Origin of the sequence: Streptomyces sp. NPDC059668, from assembly GCF_042734135.1 — a bacterium.
Taxonomy (GTDB): Bacteria; Actinomycetota; Actinomycetes; order Streptomycetales; family Streptomycetaceae; genus Streptomyces.
This window is the reverse complement of record NZ_JBHWEL010000064.1, coordinates 37,723-54,056: the sequence shown is the minus strand read 5'-3', so window position 1 is coordinate 54,056 and position 16,334 is coordinate 37,723. Positions and strand designations below refer to the sequence as shown.

The following is a 16,334-nucleotide window of genomic DNA, read 5'->3' as shown; positions in this document are numbered from 1 at the left end:
GAGCTTTTTTTTTTAATCTCACTCGTCCTTAAAACATCACCCGCGCCCCTCGCCCCGCGCGCCCCCCGCGCCCCCCCCCCCCCCCCCCCGCGCGGCTCGCAACCTGGGACCTGCGGCTCGTGGTTCGCGTCAGAGCACACCGGCCCCGGGCGCCGCCAGCGCCGTGGCGAGCAGACCGTCGGCCGGTCCCGCCCCTCCGCCGGGTGCGAGCAGTTCGGCGACCGCCGCCCCCGTGGACCGGTGCCAGGTGCCGTACCGCCGGATCATGGCGTGGTCACCGGCCTTCACCAGCAGGACGCCGGCGTGCGAACCGGCGTCGCGGGCACGGCGTACCAACGAGACGGACGCCTGTGGGTCGGTCACCCGGTCCCGGTCGCCATGGAGCACGATCACCTTGCGGTCCCGCAGTTGGGCCACCGGTTCGTCCTCCGGACACCAGGGGGCAAGGGCCACCACTCCCCTGACCTGTGGTGCGTCGGCGGCGCGCAGTGCGGCGCGGCCTCCCATGGAATGGCCCACGAGGATCACGGGCACCTCGCCGACGAGCCGGGTGAGCTCGGCCAGCGCCTGCCAGGTGTCCTGGACCGGGTCGGCCCGGGAACCGTTCCAACCCCGGTGGCGGTAGCGGACCCGGCCGAGGAAGACCTCGCCGTCCGGTACCGCCGCGGCGACGGCCCTGGTGACGGGCCGCATGCGCAGCGCCGCCACGTGCCAGGGCCGGGAGGGCGCCGTGCTGTCGGCCTGACCGCCGTGCAGGACGAGCACGGCCGCGCTCGCCGTGCCACGGTGCCGGAGCGGCACCAGGGCCGGGCGGTCCCCGGCCGGCCGATGACCCGGCGCGCCCACGGGCGTCCTCTGCGTACGGCTGTCCATCGCACCCCTCTTCCCAAAGCACGGCTTCCTGAGGCACCGCTCAGCCGGCGGCCACGGTATCCCGTCACCCACGCGTCATCCGTCGCCGGGCGCCGTACGGATTGGTCATCTCGCGCGAGCCCCCGCCGTCCCTCCGGCGGAGATCCGCTCACGGGGGTTCCGGAGGAAGGGGCCGGCGCGGGTCGGAGGGTCAGCGGAAAACGGCCGGACCAGGGCGTTGTCAGTGGTGGCGTGCAGGATGACGGGTATGACAACACCAGTTGCAGTGATCGTGGACGCCGTCGCCTACGCGCAGGCGGTCGAGGACGCGGTGCGCGCGTCGGCCGCCTACTACACGGGCGGCACATCGGTACTGGACGACGACGCCTACGACCGGTTGGTGCGTGGCATCGCGGCATGGGAGGCGGAGCACCCCGAGGAGGTGCTGCCCGACTCGCCGACGGGCAAGGTCGCCGGCGGGGCCGTGGAGGGCGACGTCCCGCACACGGTGGCGATGCTGAGTCTGGACAACGTCTTCTCGGCCGAGGAGTTCACCGCGTGGACCGCTTCGCTGGCCCGTCGGATCGGCCACGACGCCGCCCGCTTCAGCGTGGAGCCGAAGCTTGACGGACTCGCGATCGCCGCCCGCTACACCCGCGGACGTCTGGAGAGACTCGTCACCCGGGGCGACGGGACGGCCGGGGAGGACGTCTCGCACGCCATCGGCACCGTCGAGGGCCTGCCGCGGCAGCTCGCCGAGCCGGTCACGGTGGAGGTGCGCGGTGAAGTCCTGATGTCCACCGCCCAGTTCGAGCACGCCAACGAGGTGCGCACGGAGCACGGAGGGCAGCCGTTCGCGAACCCGCGCAACGCCGCGGCGGGCACCCTGCGTGCCAAGGACCGCGCCTACACGGTGCCGATGAGCTTCTTCGGGTACGGCCTGCTGCCGCTGCCCGGCACGGACAGCGAGCTCGCGGAGCGTCTGGCCGAGCTGGCGCACAGCGACCTCATGGCGCTGACCGGCGCCTACGGCGTGAGCACCACCGCCACCACCGCCGTGCCCGGCGTCACCGCCGACACCGCCGAGCAGGTCCTGGCCCGCGTCAAGGAGATCGCGGCGCTGCGGGCCGAGTTGCCCTTCGGGATCGACGGAATCGTGATCAAGGCCGACCTGGCCGCCGACCAGCGGACCGCCGGATCGGGTTCGCGTGCCCCGCGCTGGGCCATCGCCTACAAACTGCCCGCGGTCGAGAAGATCACCCGGCTGCTGGCGGTGGAGTGGAACGTGGGCCGCACCGGCATCATCGCCCCGCGCGCCGTCCTGGAGCCGGTCGAGATCGACGGTTCCACCATCACCTACGCCACGCTGCACAACCCGGCGGACATCACCCGCCGCGATCTGCGCCTGGGCGACCATGTCATGGTGCACCGCGCCGGTGATGTCATCCCCCGTGTCGAAGCCCCGGTCGCGCATCTGCGTACGGGCGACGAGGAGCCGATCGTCTTCCCCGAGGCGTGCCCGCGGTGCGGCTCCGCCATCGACACCGGCGAGCAGCGCTGGCGCTGTGCGAACGGCCGCAACTGCCATCTGGTCGCCGCGCTCTCCTACGCCGCCGGACGCGACCAGCTCGACATCGAGGGCCTCGGTTCCACGCGCGTCGTCCAGCTCGTCGAAGCCGGCCTGGTCTCCGACCTCGCCGATCTGTTCGCTCTCACCCGCGAGCAGCTCCTGGGCCTGGAGCGGATGGGTGAGACCAGCACCGACAACCTCCTCGCCGCGATCGCCGCCGCCAAGGGGCAGCCGTTGTCGCGGGTGTTGTGCGCGCTCGGGGTCCGCGGCACCGGACGCTCCATGTCCCGTCGTATCGCCCGGTACTTCGCCACCATGGACCTCATCCGCGCCGCCGACGCCGAGACGCTCCAGCAGGTCGAGGGCATCGGCACCGAGAAGGCCCCGTCCATCGTCGCCGAGCTGGCCGAACTGGCCCCGCTCATCGACAGACTCACCGCCGCCGGGGTCAACATGACCGAACCGGGCGCCACCGCGCCGGTCCCCGCCGTCGTCACCGGCGACCCCGCGAGCCAGGACGCGGACGCCGACACGCAGAGCGAGCCGGGCGGCGGCCCGCTGGCCGGGATGACGGTCGTCGTCACCGGCGCGATGACCGGGGCCCTCGAAAAGCTCAGCCGCAACCAGATGAACGAACTCATCGAACGCGCCGGTGGCCGCTCCTCGTCCAGTGTCTCCAAGAAGACCACCCTGGTCGTCGCGGGGGCCAACGCCGGGTCCAAGCGGGCCAAGGCCGAGGACCTCGGCATCCGGCTGGCCGCTCCCGAGGAGTTCGCCGCGCTCGTCGCCGACTTCCTCCGCTGAGGACGCCGCCGGCTCGGACGTTCCGCGCGTCACCGTGGTGGCGGGGACGAGCCGGGAACAACCCGGGCCGTCCAGCCGTTGGCCGGTATGTGGCTGCGGAGGGGACGGTGTCCCCGGGACCCGACCGAAGCCCATGGGGACGATCGTCCGGCTGAAGCCCCGTGGAGCCCCCGCCGAGAGGCGACCGCCCTCCGCCGGCCACCTCCCACGGCCCCGGCTGGTCTCCCCCGTCCAGCCGGGGCTCCTTCTTTGCGAGCCGCGACTCCACGGCCCGACGCGCGACTCCGTGGCCGGGCACGCCGCTTCGTGGCCCGGCGCGCGGCTACGACGCCAGGTCCCGCGCCACCGCGCGGGCCGCGCGTGCGCCCGAGGCCAGTGCGCCCTGGACGGACCCGGTGGCGCGGTGGTCGCCGCACACGTACCGGCCGGGAGCGAACCGGGTGGTGCGGCTCAGCGGATGCGGTGGCGGCATGGCGGGCAGCGCGTCCGGCACGGTGCGAGCGCGCAGGAGCTGCCAGGCGCCCGCGTCGGTCCCGTATGCCTCGGAGAGTGCCCCGCGCACCTCGTTCTCGCGGCCCTCGCGGTCGTCGCCGAGCACGGACGTGGCGATCAGCGCCCTCCCTGCGGGTGCGTAACCGGGCACCACCTCGCTCAGGACACAGGTGTTGAGGAATCTCCGCCGCACGTCCGTCAGGAGGGTGGGTTCGGGCAGCGGGGAGCGCGTCGCGGCGTGGTAGTACGTCGTCACCACGCGACAGGCGGGTACCTCAAGTCCTGGCAGCAGTGCGGCCGCCTGGACGGGGCCGGTCGCCACCACCACCGCCCGCGCGGGCAGTTCGCCTCCCCCGGTCAGGGCGACCCCGGTGTCCGTGAGCCGCGCCACCGGGGTGTCGAGGCGCACGACCTCCGGCGGCAGCGCGGCGGCGAGCAGTCGCGGCACCGCGCCGATGCCCTCGGACGGCAGGCAGAGGGTGCCGCGCAGCATGCTGCGCCAGACCAGGTGGAAGAACCGGCTGGAGGTCTCCAGCTCGTCCTCCAGGAAGACCCCGGAGAGGAACGGGCGGAAGAACCTCTCGACGAACTCCTCGGAGAAGCCGGCATCCGCCAGCTCGGTGCGTGTCGTGCGGTCGTCGCCACGGGCCGGCGAACGGACCGGAGCGACCATGTCGCGGGCCGACAGGGCGCCGAGCGCGAGCAGGTCCCGGCCTCCCGCGAACCGTCCGGGGCGCAGATCGCCGAGCCGGTGCGGTTTCCGGGTCGGGTCGGCGAAGCGCAGCACGCCGTCGTCGGTGTGCACGAGGAACCCGGGAGTGAAGGGCCGCAGCCGCAGCTCACGCAGCGGGAGGCGGCGTCGGACCTGTGGATACGAGGTGTTGAACACCTGGAAACCGCGGTCGAGCACGAACCCCTCGTGACGGTCCGACCGCATCCGTCCGCCGACGCCGTCCGACGCCTCCAGGACACGGACGCCGAATCCGGCACGGGCGAGGTCGTGGGCACAGGCCAGACCGGCGAGTCCGGCGCCGACCACCAGCACATCGGGCACACCGCGGGTGGCGGCCATGAGACTCTCCTTCGCTGAGCGGCTCCGTCGGCGCGGGGGTGTCCGGGCGCACGGCCCTGGTGGCACGACCCCGCACTCTCCTGAACCGGTCTACCCGTCGCACCGCCCGACCGGATGCGGAAGGGCGCGGATCACTCCTTCGCCCGGCCGACCGGAGCACCGTGCGGACGCGGACGCCGGTGCCGCCCCGGGGAGGGGGCGGCACCGGCGGAGGGAGTGGCTACGGAGGGCCGGTTCAGTGACCGGACCCGTAGTGCCCACCCAGCTGGTCGCGGTAGTGCGGGTCGCCGAGGTGCTTCTCCTTGTCGAACTCCGGCGCCGACTTGATCTCGTCCTTGGTCCGGGAGACATGGACGGTCCTGTCCTCGTGACTGATCGCGGTGATCGTCCCGGCCGGGAGCAGAACTTCCTTGCCGAAGATCCAGATGCCGGTGTCGACGACGATGTACTGAGAACCGACCTCATCGGAGTGCTTGTCGACCTTCCCGATGTGGCCGTCGGTCGCGTCCACCCGGTATCCGCTCAGATCGGCGTCCGGAGTGTGACCGGCGGTCGGAGCGTAGGCCCACAGGTTCTCGTTCACGAAGAAATCCTTCCCCTTGTCCGCGCGGGTCCCCGTTGTCGACGGGTGCGCTGTGCGGTGCGGTGCGCGTTCTGCGCGGTGCGCGTTCTGCGCGGGTGTGCTTCCGGGGAACCGGGTGTCCGCTTCCGCGGCTCCGACACACTTTCGCGGGAGAGAAGTTCCGGAAGGGAATTCCGAATTTCAACCACTGGCGGTACCGCTGCCTGGGAGTACCGTCCGGGCGACTGCCGGGAACCGCTGCCCCGACCGCTCCGTTCGGCCCCACGAAAATCCCCACCGTGATGCGCCCGGGCCCCGGACGTAGGAGCGTGGTGGAGGAGGGAGGAGTGCTATGGGCGCGGCCGTCCCACGGCTACCGAAGAACAAGGACCGCGGCTGGCTGCGCGGAGCGCCGCCCCCGCGCTGGGTGCGAGTGCTGCCGCCGGCTCTGCTGGTGGTGGTCTGCGGCACGGAACTGGCCAGCAAGCGACCGGTGGACATCGGATTCCTGCTGGGCGTCGTCCCGTCCCTGGCCGTGCTCTCCTACGGGCCACTGGTGACGGCGCTCTACGGCGCCGTCGTCGTCGCCCTGCTGGTCGTTCCGGCGCTCCAGCTCAACCATCCGGGCAACACCGACCTGCTGACCATCGTGTTCATCGCGGCGCTCAGCGTGGTCCTGTCCCTGGTCCGCAGCCGCCGCGACGCCGACCTGGTCACGGTGCGCACCGTCGCCGAGGCGGCCCAGCTCGCCGTGCTGCCACCGCTTCCCGAGTCCGTCGGCCCCGTGCGATGCGTGGGTCTGTACCGCGCGGCGCAGCGCGAGACCCTGGTCGGCGGCGACTTCTTCGACGTGCGCGACGGGCCCTACGGCGTACGGGCCGTGATGGGTGACGTCCAGGGGCACGGTCTGTCGGCCGTCGGTACGGTCGCCTCGCTCCTCGGGGCGTTCCACGAGTCGGTGCTCGACCAGCGCGACCTGACCGCGGTGGCGGGACGCCTCGACCGCCGGCTGATCGTCGACTCGGCCGACACCGAGCACGCCGAGCTGTTCGCCACCGCCCTGCTGCTGGAGTTCTCCGCCACCGCGGACACCGTGCGTCTGACCTCGTGCGGGCACCCGCATCCGTATCTGCTGCGCGGCGGGAAGGCTCTGGAACTGGTCCTGGAGCCCGGAGCTCCCGTCGGTCTCGGATTCTTCAAGCTCTCTCCGCCGCGTGTCCGTACGGTCCTGCTCGAACCCGGCGACCGGCTGTTCCTGGGGTCCGACGGTGTGACCGAGAGCAGGGACGCGACGGGTGCGTTCTATCCCCTGCCCGAGCGCCTGACCCTGTTCGCGCACGAGACGCCGTCCGACCTCACCACCCGCCTCTGGGAGGACCTCCTGCACTTCTGCGGCGCGGTGCGTGACGATGTCACGATGCTCGTCCTCACCCCCAGGACGGAGCACGTCACGGGGTGAACGGGCCCGGCGGCGGAACGGGCTCGCCCGCCCGGTCCGCGCGAGGCGGTCCGGACGGGCGAGTCGGTTCAGCGGGGACGGGACCGGGACGGGCCGGTGCCCGGCATCAGGGCGTGAGCTGCCACTGCTGGATGTAGCCCACGTCGATCGAGGCGGTGTCCCGGACCCTGAGGATCCAGGTGCCGTCGACGGGCTGGGCGGACGCGTCGACCGTGAAGGTCTGGTCGACGTTGTCGGCGGAGCCGCCGCTGTGGTTCAGCAGCGAGTAGACGGTGCCGTCGGGACCGACGAGGTCCACCGTCAGGTCACCGCGGTAGGTGTGGACGATCTTGACGTAGACCTGGGTGGTGGCCGAGGCGTTGCCGCTCCGGCCGGTGACGGTGATCGGCGACTCGACCGCGGGCCCCGCGTCGGGGATGTCGACACGTGTCCCGTTGACGTAGATGTTCGCGATCCGCCAGTCGAAGCCGGTCGAGACGGTCGCACCCGTGCTGTCGGTGACCGTGAGGGTGACGGTGCTCGTACCGGTCGTGGTCGGGACGCCGGAGATCAGTCCGGTGTCGCTGATGCTCAGACCGTCCGGCAGCCCGGTGGCCTCGTACGTCAGACCGGCGCCGGAGTTCGTGGTGTAGGCGCTGACCTGAAGGGAGACCTGCTGGCCGACCCCACTGACCTGGTCGCCGATCGGGGAGACGTTGACGCCCAGCGCTATCCGGTCACCGACGTGGATCCCGGCCCAGGCGGCCGCGACGGCGAGGTAGGTGTCGCTGTAGGCGCCGAACAGGTCGGCCGCCGCCTGCAGGGTCGCGACGCGGGCACCGGCGTAGTTGGTGCTGGAGGTCATGTAGGTGCTGAGGGCCCGGTACCAGATGCGCTGGGCGTTCTCGATGCCGATGCCGGTCACGGGCACGCCGTCGTAGGTCGGGCTGTCGTACGAGACCCCGTTGACGGTCTTGGCGCCGCTGCCCTCGGAGAGCAGGTAGAAGAAGTGGTTCGCCGGTCCCGAGGAGTAGTGGACGTCGACGCCGCCCAGCGAGGAGTCCCAGTAGTCGCGGGACGCTCCGTCCTTGGAGGGCTTGTCCATGTACCGCAGCGGGGTGCCGTTGCCGTTGATGTCGATTTTCTCGCCGACCAGGTAGTCGGGCACGTCCGCGGCCAGGTTCGCGTGGAACTCCACCGCCGCGGCGAAGATGTCCGAGGTGGCTTCGTTGAGGCCGCCGGACTCGCCCGAGTAGGTGAGGTTGGCGGTGGCGGCGGTGACGCCGTGGCTCATCTCGTGCGCGGCGACGTCGAGGGCGGTCAGCGGGTGGGCGTTGCCCGCGCCGTCCCCGTACGTCATGCAGAAGCACGTGTCGGACCAGAAGGCGTTGACGTACCCGTTGCCGTAGTGCGCCCGGCTGTAGGCGGCCACCCCGTCGTTGCGGATGCCGTTGCGGCCGAAGACGTCCTTGTAGTAGTCCCAGGTGGCCGCGGCGCCGAAGGCGACGTCCACCCCGGCCGTCTGCCGGTTGCTCTGGCTGCCGTCCCCCCAGACATCGTTGTCATCGGTGAACAGGGTGCCGGTGCCGGAAGTGCCCTGGTTCAGGTCGTACGTCCGGTGGCCCGCGCGGTCACCGTCGACCAGCTGGTACGTGGAGCCGGAGAGCGTGGAGCCGACCGGCACCGTCCCGCTGTACTGGCCCGTGCCCGTACCGGTGTGCACGCCCTGGTAGTCGAAGAGGGCCTTGCCCGAGGTGGCGTCGGTGATGACGTGCAGCTCGCTGGGGGTGCCGTCGTCCTGGGTGCCCTCGACCAGCGACTCCCAGGCCAGCGTCGGCCGGGCTCCGGCGGCCCAGACCACCAGCCGGGGGGTGCCGTCGACCTCGGGCCGCGTGGCGTCGGCCTTCCTGGCGACCGTGAGCGCCTTCTGGGCGGCCGCGCCCGACGCGATCCTGGCGGTGAGCGTGGGCACCTTGATGGTGGACCTGGTGGCCTCGGACACCGTGCTGCGGGCGCCCTTGGTGTGCACGACGAGGTCGCCGCCGAGCACCGGGAGACCGGCGTAGGTGCGCTCGTAGCGGGTGTGCGTGGTGCCGTCGGCGTCCTTCGCGACGTCCTTGACGACGAGCTTCTCCTTCGAGCCCAGGTCGAGCAGCCTCGCGGTGTCGCCGGCCGCGGCGGTCGCGTTCTTCAGCAGGGAGGCGTGCTGGGCACGGGACAGTTTCGCCGGAGCCGCGCCGGCCCGGGGAGTCGCGACGATCTTCGCGTGACCGCCGCCATGGGGGGCGGCGGACGCGATGCCGGCCTGGAAACCGGCGGCGAGCAGGGTGGTCGCGGTGGTGAGCGCCAGCACCGCCGTGTATCTGCGGCGGTGCGAGGAGTGGCGTGGCCGTGACAAGGGCTTCTCCTTCTGGCGACGATCGGCCTGTGGTCGAGGCCGAGAGAGCGGGCCGGCGGGGTGGGGCCGGCGGGCAACGCGCTGAGCAGGAAAGGGCGCTGCACGAGGTGACGCACGGGGGCGTGACCGGACTCGGCGGCGCGCGGGAGGTGGGGGGAGGTGCGCGAGAGGTGGGGGAGGTGAAGGAACGGTGAACGTTCATGAGCAGACTGGCATCATGGCCGACGCTTTGTCATGGCGATGACAAAGCAAAGGCCGAAATTGACCATTGCTTGCTGGACATTCACCGCTGCCCAGGACTCTTTTCGGCCGCCGCCGGACGGGGACCGGTCCGCCGCACCGACCGCCGGACACGGTGAAGTCCCCACTCGGTGATGTCGGTACGCGGTGACGTCCGTACGCGGTGATGTCGGTACGCGGCGATGTCCGTCCACGGCGGAGTCCGGACTCGGTGATGTCAGCAGTCGGCGAAGTCCGTACTCGGTGACGTCAGTTGGACGGCGGAGCCCGGACTCGGTCATCGGTGACGCCGGCACGCGGCGAATTCCGAACCCGGTGACGTCAGAAGTCGGCGGAGCCCGGACTCGGTGACGTCAGTTGGACGGCGGAGCCCGGACTCGGTCATCGGTGACGCCGGCACGCGGCGAATTCCGAACCCGGTGACCTCAGCACACGGCGGAGTCCGGACTGGGTGACGCGCCGCCCACGGTTACGCCGTTCGCCCGTCCGGCCACGTACTACTTTCTTCATGACCTCCCCTTCACCCTCCGCCCACACCACGGGTCGCGCCGGTCGCGGCGCGCCTCGCGGCAGGCTGCGGTTCGCGACGTTCAACGTGCTGCACGGCCGGCCGATGCCGGACGGTCACCCCGCCTCCGCCGCGGACCGGGACGACCCCGCGGAACCGCTCTCCCGTGCCGCCGTGTCCCTGGGCGCCGACGTCCTCGCGTTGCAGGAGGTGGACCGGTTCCAGGAACGGTCGGGCCGGGTCGACCAGGCCCGCGCCGTGGCCCTGGCGGCGGGCCTGCACGAGTGGCGCTTCGGGACGGCGCTGCACGGCCGCGCCTCCGGGGACCGGGGGTGGGATCTCGACCCCGCGGAGCCGGGACCGCGGATGTACGGCCCCGGGGACACCGAGACGGACGCCGCCGGACCCTCGCACGGGCTCGCGCTGCTCACCCGGCTCCCGGTCCGGGACTGGCGCGTCAGGCGGCTGGCCGCGGCGCCGGTCGGCCTGCCCCTGCGCGTGCCCGGCAGGCCCGGCCTCACCCTCGTCCGGGACCGGCCGCGCGCGGCGCTGGCCGCCGTACTGGAGGGGCCGCGGGGGCCGTTCACGGCCGTGGCGGTGCACCTGACGTTCGTGCCGGGGTGGAACATCCGTCAGCTGCTCGCTGTCCGTGACTGGATCGCCGACCTGCCCCTGCCGCACGTCCTGTTGGGAGACTTCAACCTGGTCGGCGCCCTGCCGAGGGCCGTGCTGAACGCGCCCCGGACGGCGCGCCCGACGCCGCCCCGGCGCTGGCGGGACACGGCCCGCACACCGACCTATCCCGCGCACCGCCCGGTCGTGCAGTTCGACCACGTGCTCACGGCCGGGTGGGGCGCGGGGGCGGTCGGCACCGTGGGCACGACGAGGACGGCGATCTCGGACCACCGTCCGCTCGTGGTCGAGCTGTCCTTGTGAGACCTGGCCGTCCCGCGCGGCGGGACCCGTCCGTCCGGGGCGGCGGCACCGTTCCCACGGTGCCGGCACGGACCCGGGTCCCGTGCCCCGTGGGCCGGTCCCGCCGCGGTGGCCCCCGGCACGTTCCCGGGTGTCACCGCCGGGCGATCTAAGCTCGGCGTATGGCCAAGTACTTCGACGTGCATCCGGAGAACCCCCAGCCGCGGATCATCGGCCAGGTGGCCGAGATCATCCGCGGCGGCGGTCTCGTCATCTACCCGACCGACTCCTGCTTCGCGCTGGGGTGTCAGCTGGGCAACCGGGAAGGGCTCGATCGCATCCGCTCCATCCGACGGCTCGACGACCGGCATCACTTCACGCTCATGTGCCAGGACTTCGCGCAGCTGGGCCATTTCGTGCACATCGACAACTCGGTGTTCCGCACGGTCAAGGCCTCGACCCCGGGCAGTTACACCTTCATCCTGCCGGCGACGAAGGAGGCACCGCGCAGACTGCTGCACCCGAAGAAGAAGACCGTCGGCGTCCGGATCCCCGACCACGCGGTCGCCCAGGCACTTCTCGCCGAGCTCGGCGAGCCCCTGCTGTCGAGCACCCTTCTCCTGCCCGACCAGGAGAAGCCGCTGACCCAGGGCTGGGAGATCAAGGACGAGCTCGACCACGTGGTGGACGCGGTCCTCGACTCCGGTGACTGCGGCGTCGAGCCGACCACCGTCATCGACTTCTCGCAGGGGGAGCCCGAGATCGTACGCCGCGGGGCGGGCGACCCGTCACGGTTCGAGTAGGGGCCCTCTCCGCTGCCGGCGGCCCGCTCCGCTACCGGCGGCGCGGCAGGTCGAGTGCGCCGCGACCGATTCGGGCGCCGGACACGGGTGTTGCCGGCGCGCGGCTGTCCTGCGTACGGCCGGTCACCCGGCCTCGCCGCCGGGAAGCGAGTCGGAGCGCGCGCCTGTCCCGGCCGCCGGACCGCTCACCTTCCAGATCCGCGTGGCCACTTGGAGGTTGAAGCGGCTGTCCACGTCGTCGAGCCGCCGTCCGCTGACCTCCCGGATGCGCTGCAACCGGTACCGCAGCGTGCTGCGGTGGACGGCGAGGGCCCGCGCCGTCTCGTCGTAGTTGCCGCCGTGGTCGAAGTACCGGGTGAGGGTGTGCACCAGGTCGGTGCCGTGGGTGGCGTCGTAGTCGAGCAGCGGGCCCAGCCACTCGCGGACGAAGAAGGTGACGTCCCGCGCGTCGTTGCCCCTGGCCAGGATGCGGTAGAGGCCCAGTTCCTCGTAGACCGCGGTGCCGTAGGGCGGTTGTGACTGCCGGCGTACGTGCAGCGCGCTGACGGCCTGTTCGTAGGAGTGGGGAAGGCCGGCCGTCGTCTCGCACAGAGTCCCGACGCCCACCACGCCGCGCCACGAGCCCACCTCGCCGGCGACGGCACCGTACAGTCCGGGGTCGCGCGGTTCTCCCTGGACGACCAGCACCGCCCTGTCCGAGCGCCGGGCGAGCAGCGACCGAAGTCCCAGCCCCCGCGCGGCGCGGTCGACCGCGTCCAGGAACCGGTCGTCGGCGGCCGTGGCCTGCCACTGGGCGACCACGACATGGTGCGGTCCGTGCAGGTCGTGCCCGACGGCCTCGGCCCGGGCGTACGCGCCGCCCTCGTCGGCTCCGGTGAGCAGGTCCTCCACGAGGTCCCGGCTCATGCGCAGTTCGGTCTCCGCCAGGCTGCGGCGGTGGGCCAGCTCCAGGGCCAGCGCGGTGCACGCGTGGCCGAGCGCGAACGCCTCGGCGTCGCCCGCCGCGCCCCCCGGGTCGACGAGTTCGATCGTGCCGAGGATCTCCCCGTGGTGGCGGGCCACCCCGATGAGACGGCCCTCGTGGCGGACCGGATCCGGGGCCCGCATCGCGCGGTGCAGGAGCTGTTCGCGCAGCGTCGGATCGGGCTTCTCGTGGGCCGCGTCCGCGCCGGGTCCCGCCCGGGCGAGCGGGTTGCCGAAGCGGTCCTCGATGAAGGTGGCGAGGCCGGTCAGCTCGTACACGGCCTCGGCGATACCGCTCTCCCCCGCGTCGCCGTCGTGGGCGCGGGCGAGCACGTCGTGGACGGTGTGCTGCGCCTCCAGCTCCGCGACCAGCGCGGTCAGCCGTTCGTTGACCGCGTCCCGCTCCTCGATCGCCCGGAACAGCTGTCTGGCGTACTCGCGGTCACGGCTGCGGGCGTCGGCGTTGTAGAGCGCGGCGGCGGTCGGCCGCGCGAGGGCGTACAGGAGGAAGCGGTCGTCGTCGGTCGGCGGCTCGGGGGCGCTGACGACGAGGTAGCCGAGGAGTCCGCGGGAACCGCGCAGGCCCGCCGCCCACCCCCAGCCGCCCTCCCGGAACCTGAGGGGGCCGTCCTCCCCGTCCAGTGCGCCCAGCTGCCGGATCGCCGCGGGCAGCTCCTTCGGGGCCCGGCCGTCGAGGGAGGGTGCGCTCGGGGTGGCGTCGAGTTCGAAGCGTCCGTCCCTGAGCAGATAGCAGCCCTCGGGCCGGCAGTCGGTGAGGCGCGGCACCGCGTCCATGGCCAGGCGCAGGATCTCCTGCGTTCCCGGGGCGTCGAGCATCGTCACGGCCAGCACGAACACGTCGTACAGGCTCGCCAGCTGTTTGCGGCCCCAGGAGGCCGGGGCGGTGGAGGGCACCTGGCTGGGAGAGCCGCGCGGTCCGACGCGCCGGTGCCCCGCACCGGAGGCGTCCTCAGCCATGCCAGGCATGCCGTAATAGTAGCTTTCGCACCTTACGGTCGCCTGTCGTGCCGGAAGGCGGACCCTGTCCTGTCAGGTCGAGGCCGGGGGGCGAATTTCACCCCGCCGGGCGCAGGCGTCGCTCCGCGCCCCGTAACAGTCTGGCAGGGACGGAAGCCACGACGCGGGTGCGCTACGGGCACCCGACGCGCGTGCGCCCACGGACGCGCGGACCCGACCTGAACACGACCGCCGTCACCGGACAGGGACGGACGCCGGTACGGCAGGCGAAGGAGTTCCTCATGGGCAAGGCAGTCGGAATCGATCTGGGCACCACCAACTCGGTGATCGCCGTGTGGGAGGGCGGTGAACCCACTGTCATACCGAACGCCGAGGGCTCGCGCACGACGCCCTCCATCGTCGCCTTCGCCGAAGGGGGCGAACGTCTGGTCGGCCAGCTCGCCAGGCGCCAGGCGATCCTCAATCCCAAGGGCACCATCTACTCGGCCAAGCGGTTCATCGGCCGGCACTACGACGAGGTGTCCGCCGAGGCCAAGGCGGTGGCGTACGACGTCGTCGAGGGCGAGGGCGGCGTCGCCCGCTTCAAGGTGCGCGACAAGCTGTACTCGCCGGAGGAGATCAGCGCGCAGGTCCTTCGCAAGCTCGCCGACGACGCGGGCAAGCAGCTCGGTGAGCGGGTCACCGAAGCGGTCATCACCGTGCCGGCGTACTTCAACGACGCGCAGCGCCAGGCGACCAAGGACGCCGGCCGCATCGCGGGCCTGGAGGTGCTGCGCATCATCAACGAGCCGACGGCGGCGGCGCTGGCGTACGGGATGGAGAAGAAGCAGCACGAGACCGTGCTCGTCTTCGACCTCGGCGGTGGCACCTTCGACGTGAGCATCCTGGACGTCGGCGACGGTGTGGTGGAGGTCCGCTCGACCGCGGGGGACAGTCACCTCGGCGGCGACGACTTCGACCGCCGGATCGTCGACCTGCTCGCCGACACCTTCCAGCAGGAGAACGGCATCGACCTGCGCAAGGATCCGCAGGCCCTGCAACGGCTGTTCGAAGCCGCGGAGAAGGCCAAGACCGAGCTGAGTTCGGTCACCCAGACCCAGGTCAGTCTGCCGTTCATCACCGCGGACGCCTCCGGGCCCAAGCACCTGACCGAGACGATCATGCGGTCCAAGTTCGACCAGATCACCGCCGACCTGGTGGAGCGGACCCTGGAGCCGGTCAAGCAGGCGATGAGCGACGCCAAGGTCAGCGAGAACGACATCGACGAGGTCATTCTCGTGGGCGGCTCGACGCGCATCCCGGCCGTGCAGAACCTGGTCCGCCGGCTGACCGGTGGCAAGGACCCGAACATGAGCGTGAACCCCGACGAGGTCGTGGCGCTGGGCGCGGCGATCCAGGCGGGCGTGCTCAAGGGCGAGGTCAAGGACGTCCTGCTGCTCGACGTCACACCGCTGTCGCTGGGTGTGGAGACCCGTGGCGGGGTCATGACGAAGCTCATCGAGCGGAACACCACGATCCCGGTACGCCGCTCCGAGACCTTCTCCACGGCGGAGGACAGCCAGGAGGCCGTCGACGTCGTCGTGCTCCAGGGCGAGCGTGAACTCGCCGCGGACAACCGGGTCCTGGGCCGCTTCCAGCTCAAGGACATCCGTCCGGCACCGCGCGGCGAGCCGCAGGTCGAGGTCACCTTCGACATCGACGCCAACGGCATCCTCAACGTGACCGCGCGGGACAAGGACACCAGCAAGGAACAGAGCATCACCATCAGCGAGGGCTCCAACCTCGACCAGGGCGAGGTCGAGCGGATGGTCCAGGAGGCCGAACAGCACCGCGGCGAGGACCAGGCTCTGCGCGACGCCGTGGACGCGCGCAACGAGCTGGACGCCGTCGCCTACCAGGTCGAGCGCCGCCTCACCGAGCTGGGCGAGGCCGCGCCGGAACACGAGCGGGCCCGCGCGGACATGCTCGTCTCCGACGCCCGCGAGGCCGTCCGGCAGGACGCGTCGCCGGAGAAGGTCCGGCCGATGACCTCCGAGCTGCAACAGGTGCTCGCCTCCCTCGCCGCTCATCAGGCGGGCGCGGGCCAGGCCACGGAGGCCGCGCCGGGCGCGCAGGACACCACGGGCGCCCCGACGGGTTCCGACGACGTGATTGACGCCGAATTCGACAAGAGCTGAGGTGCGGTCATGGCCACCGGACAGGAGCCTGTGACGCCCCCCGAACAGGAACAGCGGACCGAAGACACCGCTGCCCCCGGCGCTCCCGAGTCCCCGGCCGCCCCGGCGCGGCCGGGGACGGAGGACCAGACCGCGGAGCTCGACGAGCTCAGGGACCGCTGGCGCCGCGCGCTCGCCGACCTGGACAACCTGCGCAAGCGCCACGCGAGGGAACTGGAACGTGTGCGCGGTGAGGAACGGGCCCGCACCGCGGCGGCCTGGCTGCCGGTCCTCGACAACCTGGAACGGGCCCTGGCGCACGCCGACGCCGACCCCTCCGCCGTGCTGAAGGGCATCGAGACCGTGCGCGACCAGGCGGTCGAGGTGCTGCGCGGTCTCGGATACCCGCGTCACGAGGAGACCGGGGTGCCCTTCGACCCGACCAGACACGAGGTCGTCGGGGTCGTCGACGACCCCGGCGCCGAACCGAACACCGTGGCCCAGGTGGTGAGTCCGGGCTACGGGGCGGACGGCAACCAGTTGCGCCCGGCGTTCGTCATGGTCAGCAAGCGGCAGGAGTGAC

11 protein-coding genes are annotated in these 16,334 nt (G+C 72.1%); 6 read left to right on the top strand and 5 right to left on the bottom strand.

The window, feature by feature from the left end; translation table 11 throughout:
* Positions 1-129: 129 nt before the first annotated feature.
* Positions 130-873: an alpha/beta hydrolase gene (locus tag ACFV2J_RS33020; protein ID WP_385442096.1), complete on the bottom strand. Its 744-nt coding sequence runs from the start codon at positions 871-873 to the stop codon at positions 130-132.
* A gap of 247 nt (positions 874-1,120) precedes the next feature.
* Here ACFV2J_RS33020 and ligA point away from each other — a divergent pair, with 247 nt between their 5' ends.
* On the top strand, positions 1,121-3,226 hold the full coding sequence (ligA, locus tag ACFV2J_RS33015; protein WP_385097712.1) for an NAD-dependent DNA ligase LigA: 2,106 nt from the start codon (positions 1,121-1,123) through the stop codon (positions 3,224-3,226).
* Between the two features lie 322 nt (positions 3,227-3,548).
* Here ligA and ACFV2J_RS33010 read toward each other — a convergent pair whose 3' ends face one another.
* Together ACFV2J_RS33010 and ACFV2J_RS33005 are read right to left on the bottom strand one after the other, a co-directional pair.
* Positions 3,549-4,790, bottom strand: coding sequence for an NAD(P)/FAD-dependent oxidoreductase (locus ACFV2J_RS33010; RefSeq protein WP_385442093.1), 1,242 nt, complete (start codon positions 4,788-4,790; stop codon positions 3,549-3,551).
* Between the two features lie 235 nt (positions 4,791-5,025).
* The gene (locus tag ACFV2J_RS33005; protein ID WP_385093943.1) at positions 5,026-5,373 is read right to left on the bottom strand and encodes a PRC-barrel domain containing protein; all 348 of its coding nucleotides are present in this window, start codon (positions 5,371-5,373) and stop codon (positions 5,026-5,028) included.
* Between the two features lie 331 nt (positions 5,374-5,704).
* On the opposite strand from ACFV2J_RS33005, the gene ACFV2J_RS33000 reads away from it, so the two are divergent.
* Positions 5,705-6,811: a PP2C family protein-serine/threonine phosphatase gene (locus ACFV2J_RS33000; protein ID WP_385093946.1), complete on the top strand. Its 1,107-nt coding sequence runs from the start codon at positions 5,705-5,707 to the stop codon at positions 6,809-6,811.
* A gap of 106 nt (positions 6,812-6,917) precedes the next feature.
* Here the strand turns inward: ACFV2J_RS33000 and ACFV2J_RS32995 are convergent, their stop codons facing one another.
* The gene (locus ACFV2J_RS32995; protein WP_385442090.1) at positions 6,918-9,188 is read right to left on the bottom strand and encodes a M4 family metallopeptidase; all 2,271 of its coding nucleotides are present in this window, start codon (positions 9,186-9,188) and stop codon (positions 6,918-6,920) included.
* Positions 9,189-9,936: 748 nt separating this feature from the next.
* On the opposite strand from ACFV2J_RS32995, the gene ACFV2J_RS32990 reads away from it, so the two are divergent.
* Both ACFV2J_RS32990 and ACFV2J_RS32985 read left to right on the top strand, forming a co-directional pair.
* Positions 9,937-10,872 (top strand): endonuclease/exonuclease/phosphatase family protein, encoded by a 936-nt coding sequence (locus ACFV2J_RS32990; RefSeq protein ID WP_385093952.1) that lies wholly within the window; start codon positions 9,937-9,939, stop codon positions 10,870-10,872.
* Positions 10,873-11,033: 161 nt separating this feature from the next.
* The gene (locus ACFV2J_RS32985; protein WP_385442087.1) at positions 11,034-11,654 is read left to right on the top strand and encodes an L-threonylcarbamoyladenylate synthase; all 621 of its coding nucleotides are present in this window, start codon (positions 11,034-11,036) and stop codon (positions 11,652-11,654) included.
* A gap of 123 nt (positions 11,655-11,777) precedes the next feature.
* Here the strand turns inward: ACFV2J_RS32985 and ACFV2J_RS32980 are convergent, their stop codons facing one another.
* Entirely contained in the window at positions 11,778-13,604 is a 1,827-nt protein-coding gene (locus tag ACFV2J_RS32980; protein ID WP_385094377.1) for a PucR family transcriptional regulator, read from the bottom strand.
* A gap of 272 nt (positions 13,605-13,876) precedes the next feature.
* Between ACFV2J_RS32980 and dnaK the strand changes: the two genes are divergently transcribed.
* A complete protein-coding gene (gene dnaK, locus ACFV2J_RS32975) occupies positions 13,877-15,772 on the top strand; it encodes a molecular chaperone DnaK (RefSeq protein ID WP_385094374.1) in 1,896 nt (631 codons plus the stop codon).
* A gap of 9 nt (positions 15,773-15,781) precedes the next feature.
* Entirely contained in the window at positions 15,782-16,333 is a 552-nt protein-coding gene (locus ACFV2J_RS32970) for a nucleotide exchange factor GrpE (RefSeq protein ID WP_385442083.1), read from the top strand.
* Position 16,334: the final 1 nt, after the last annotated feature.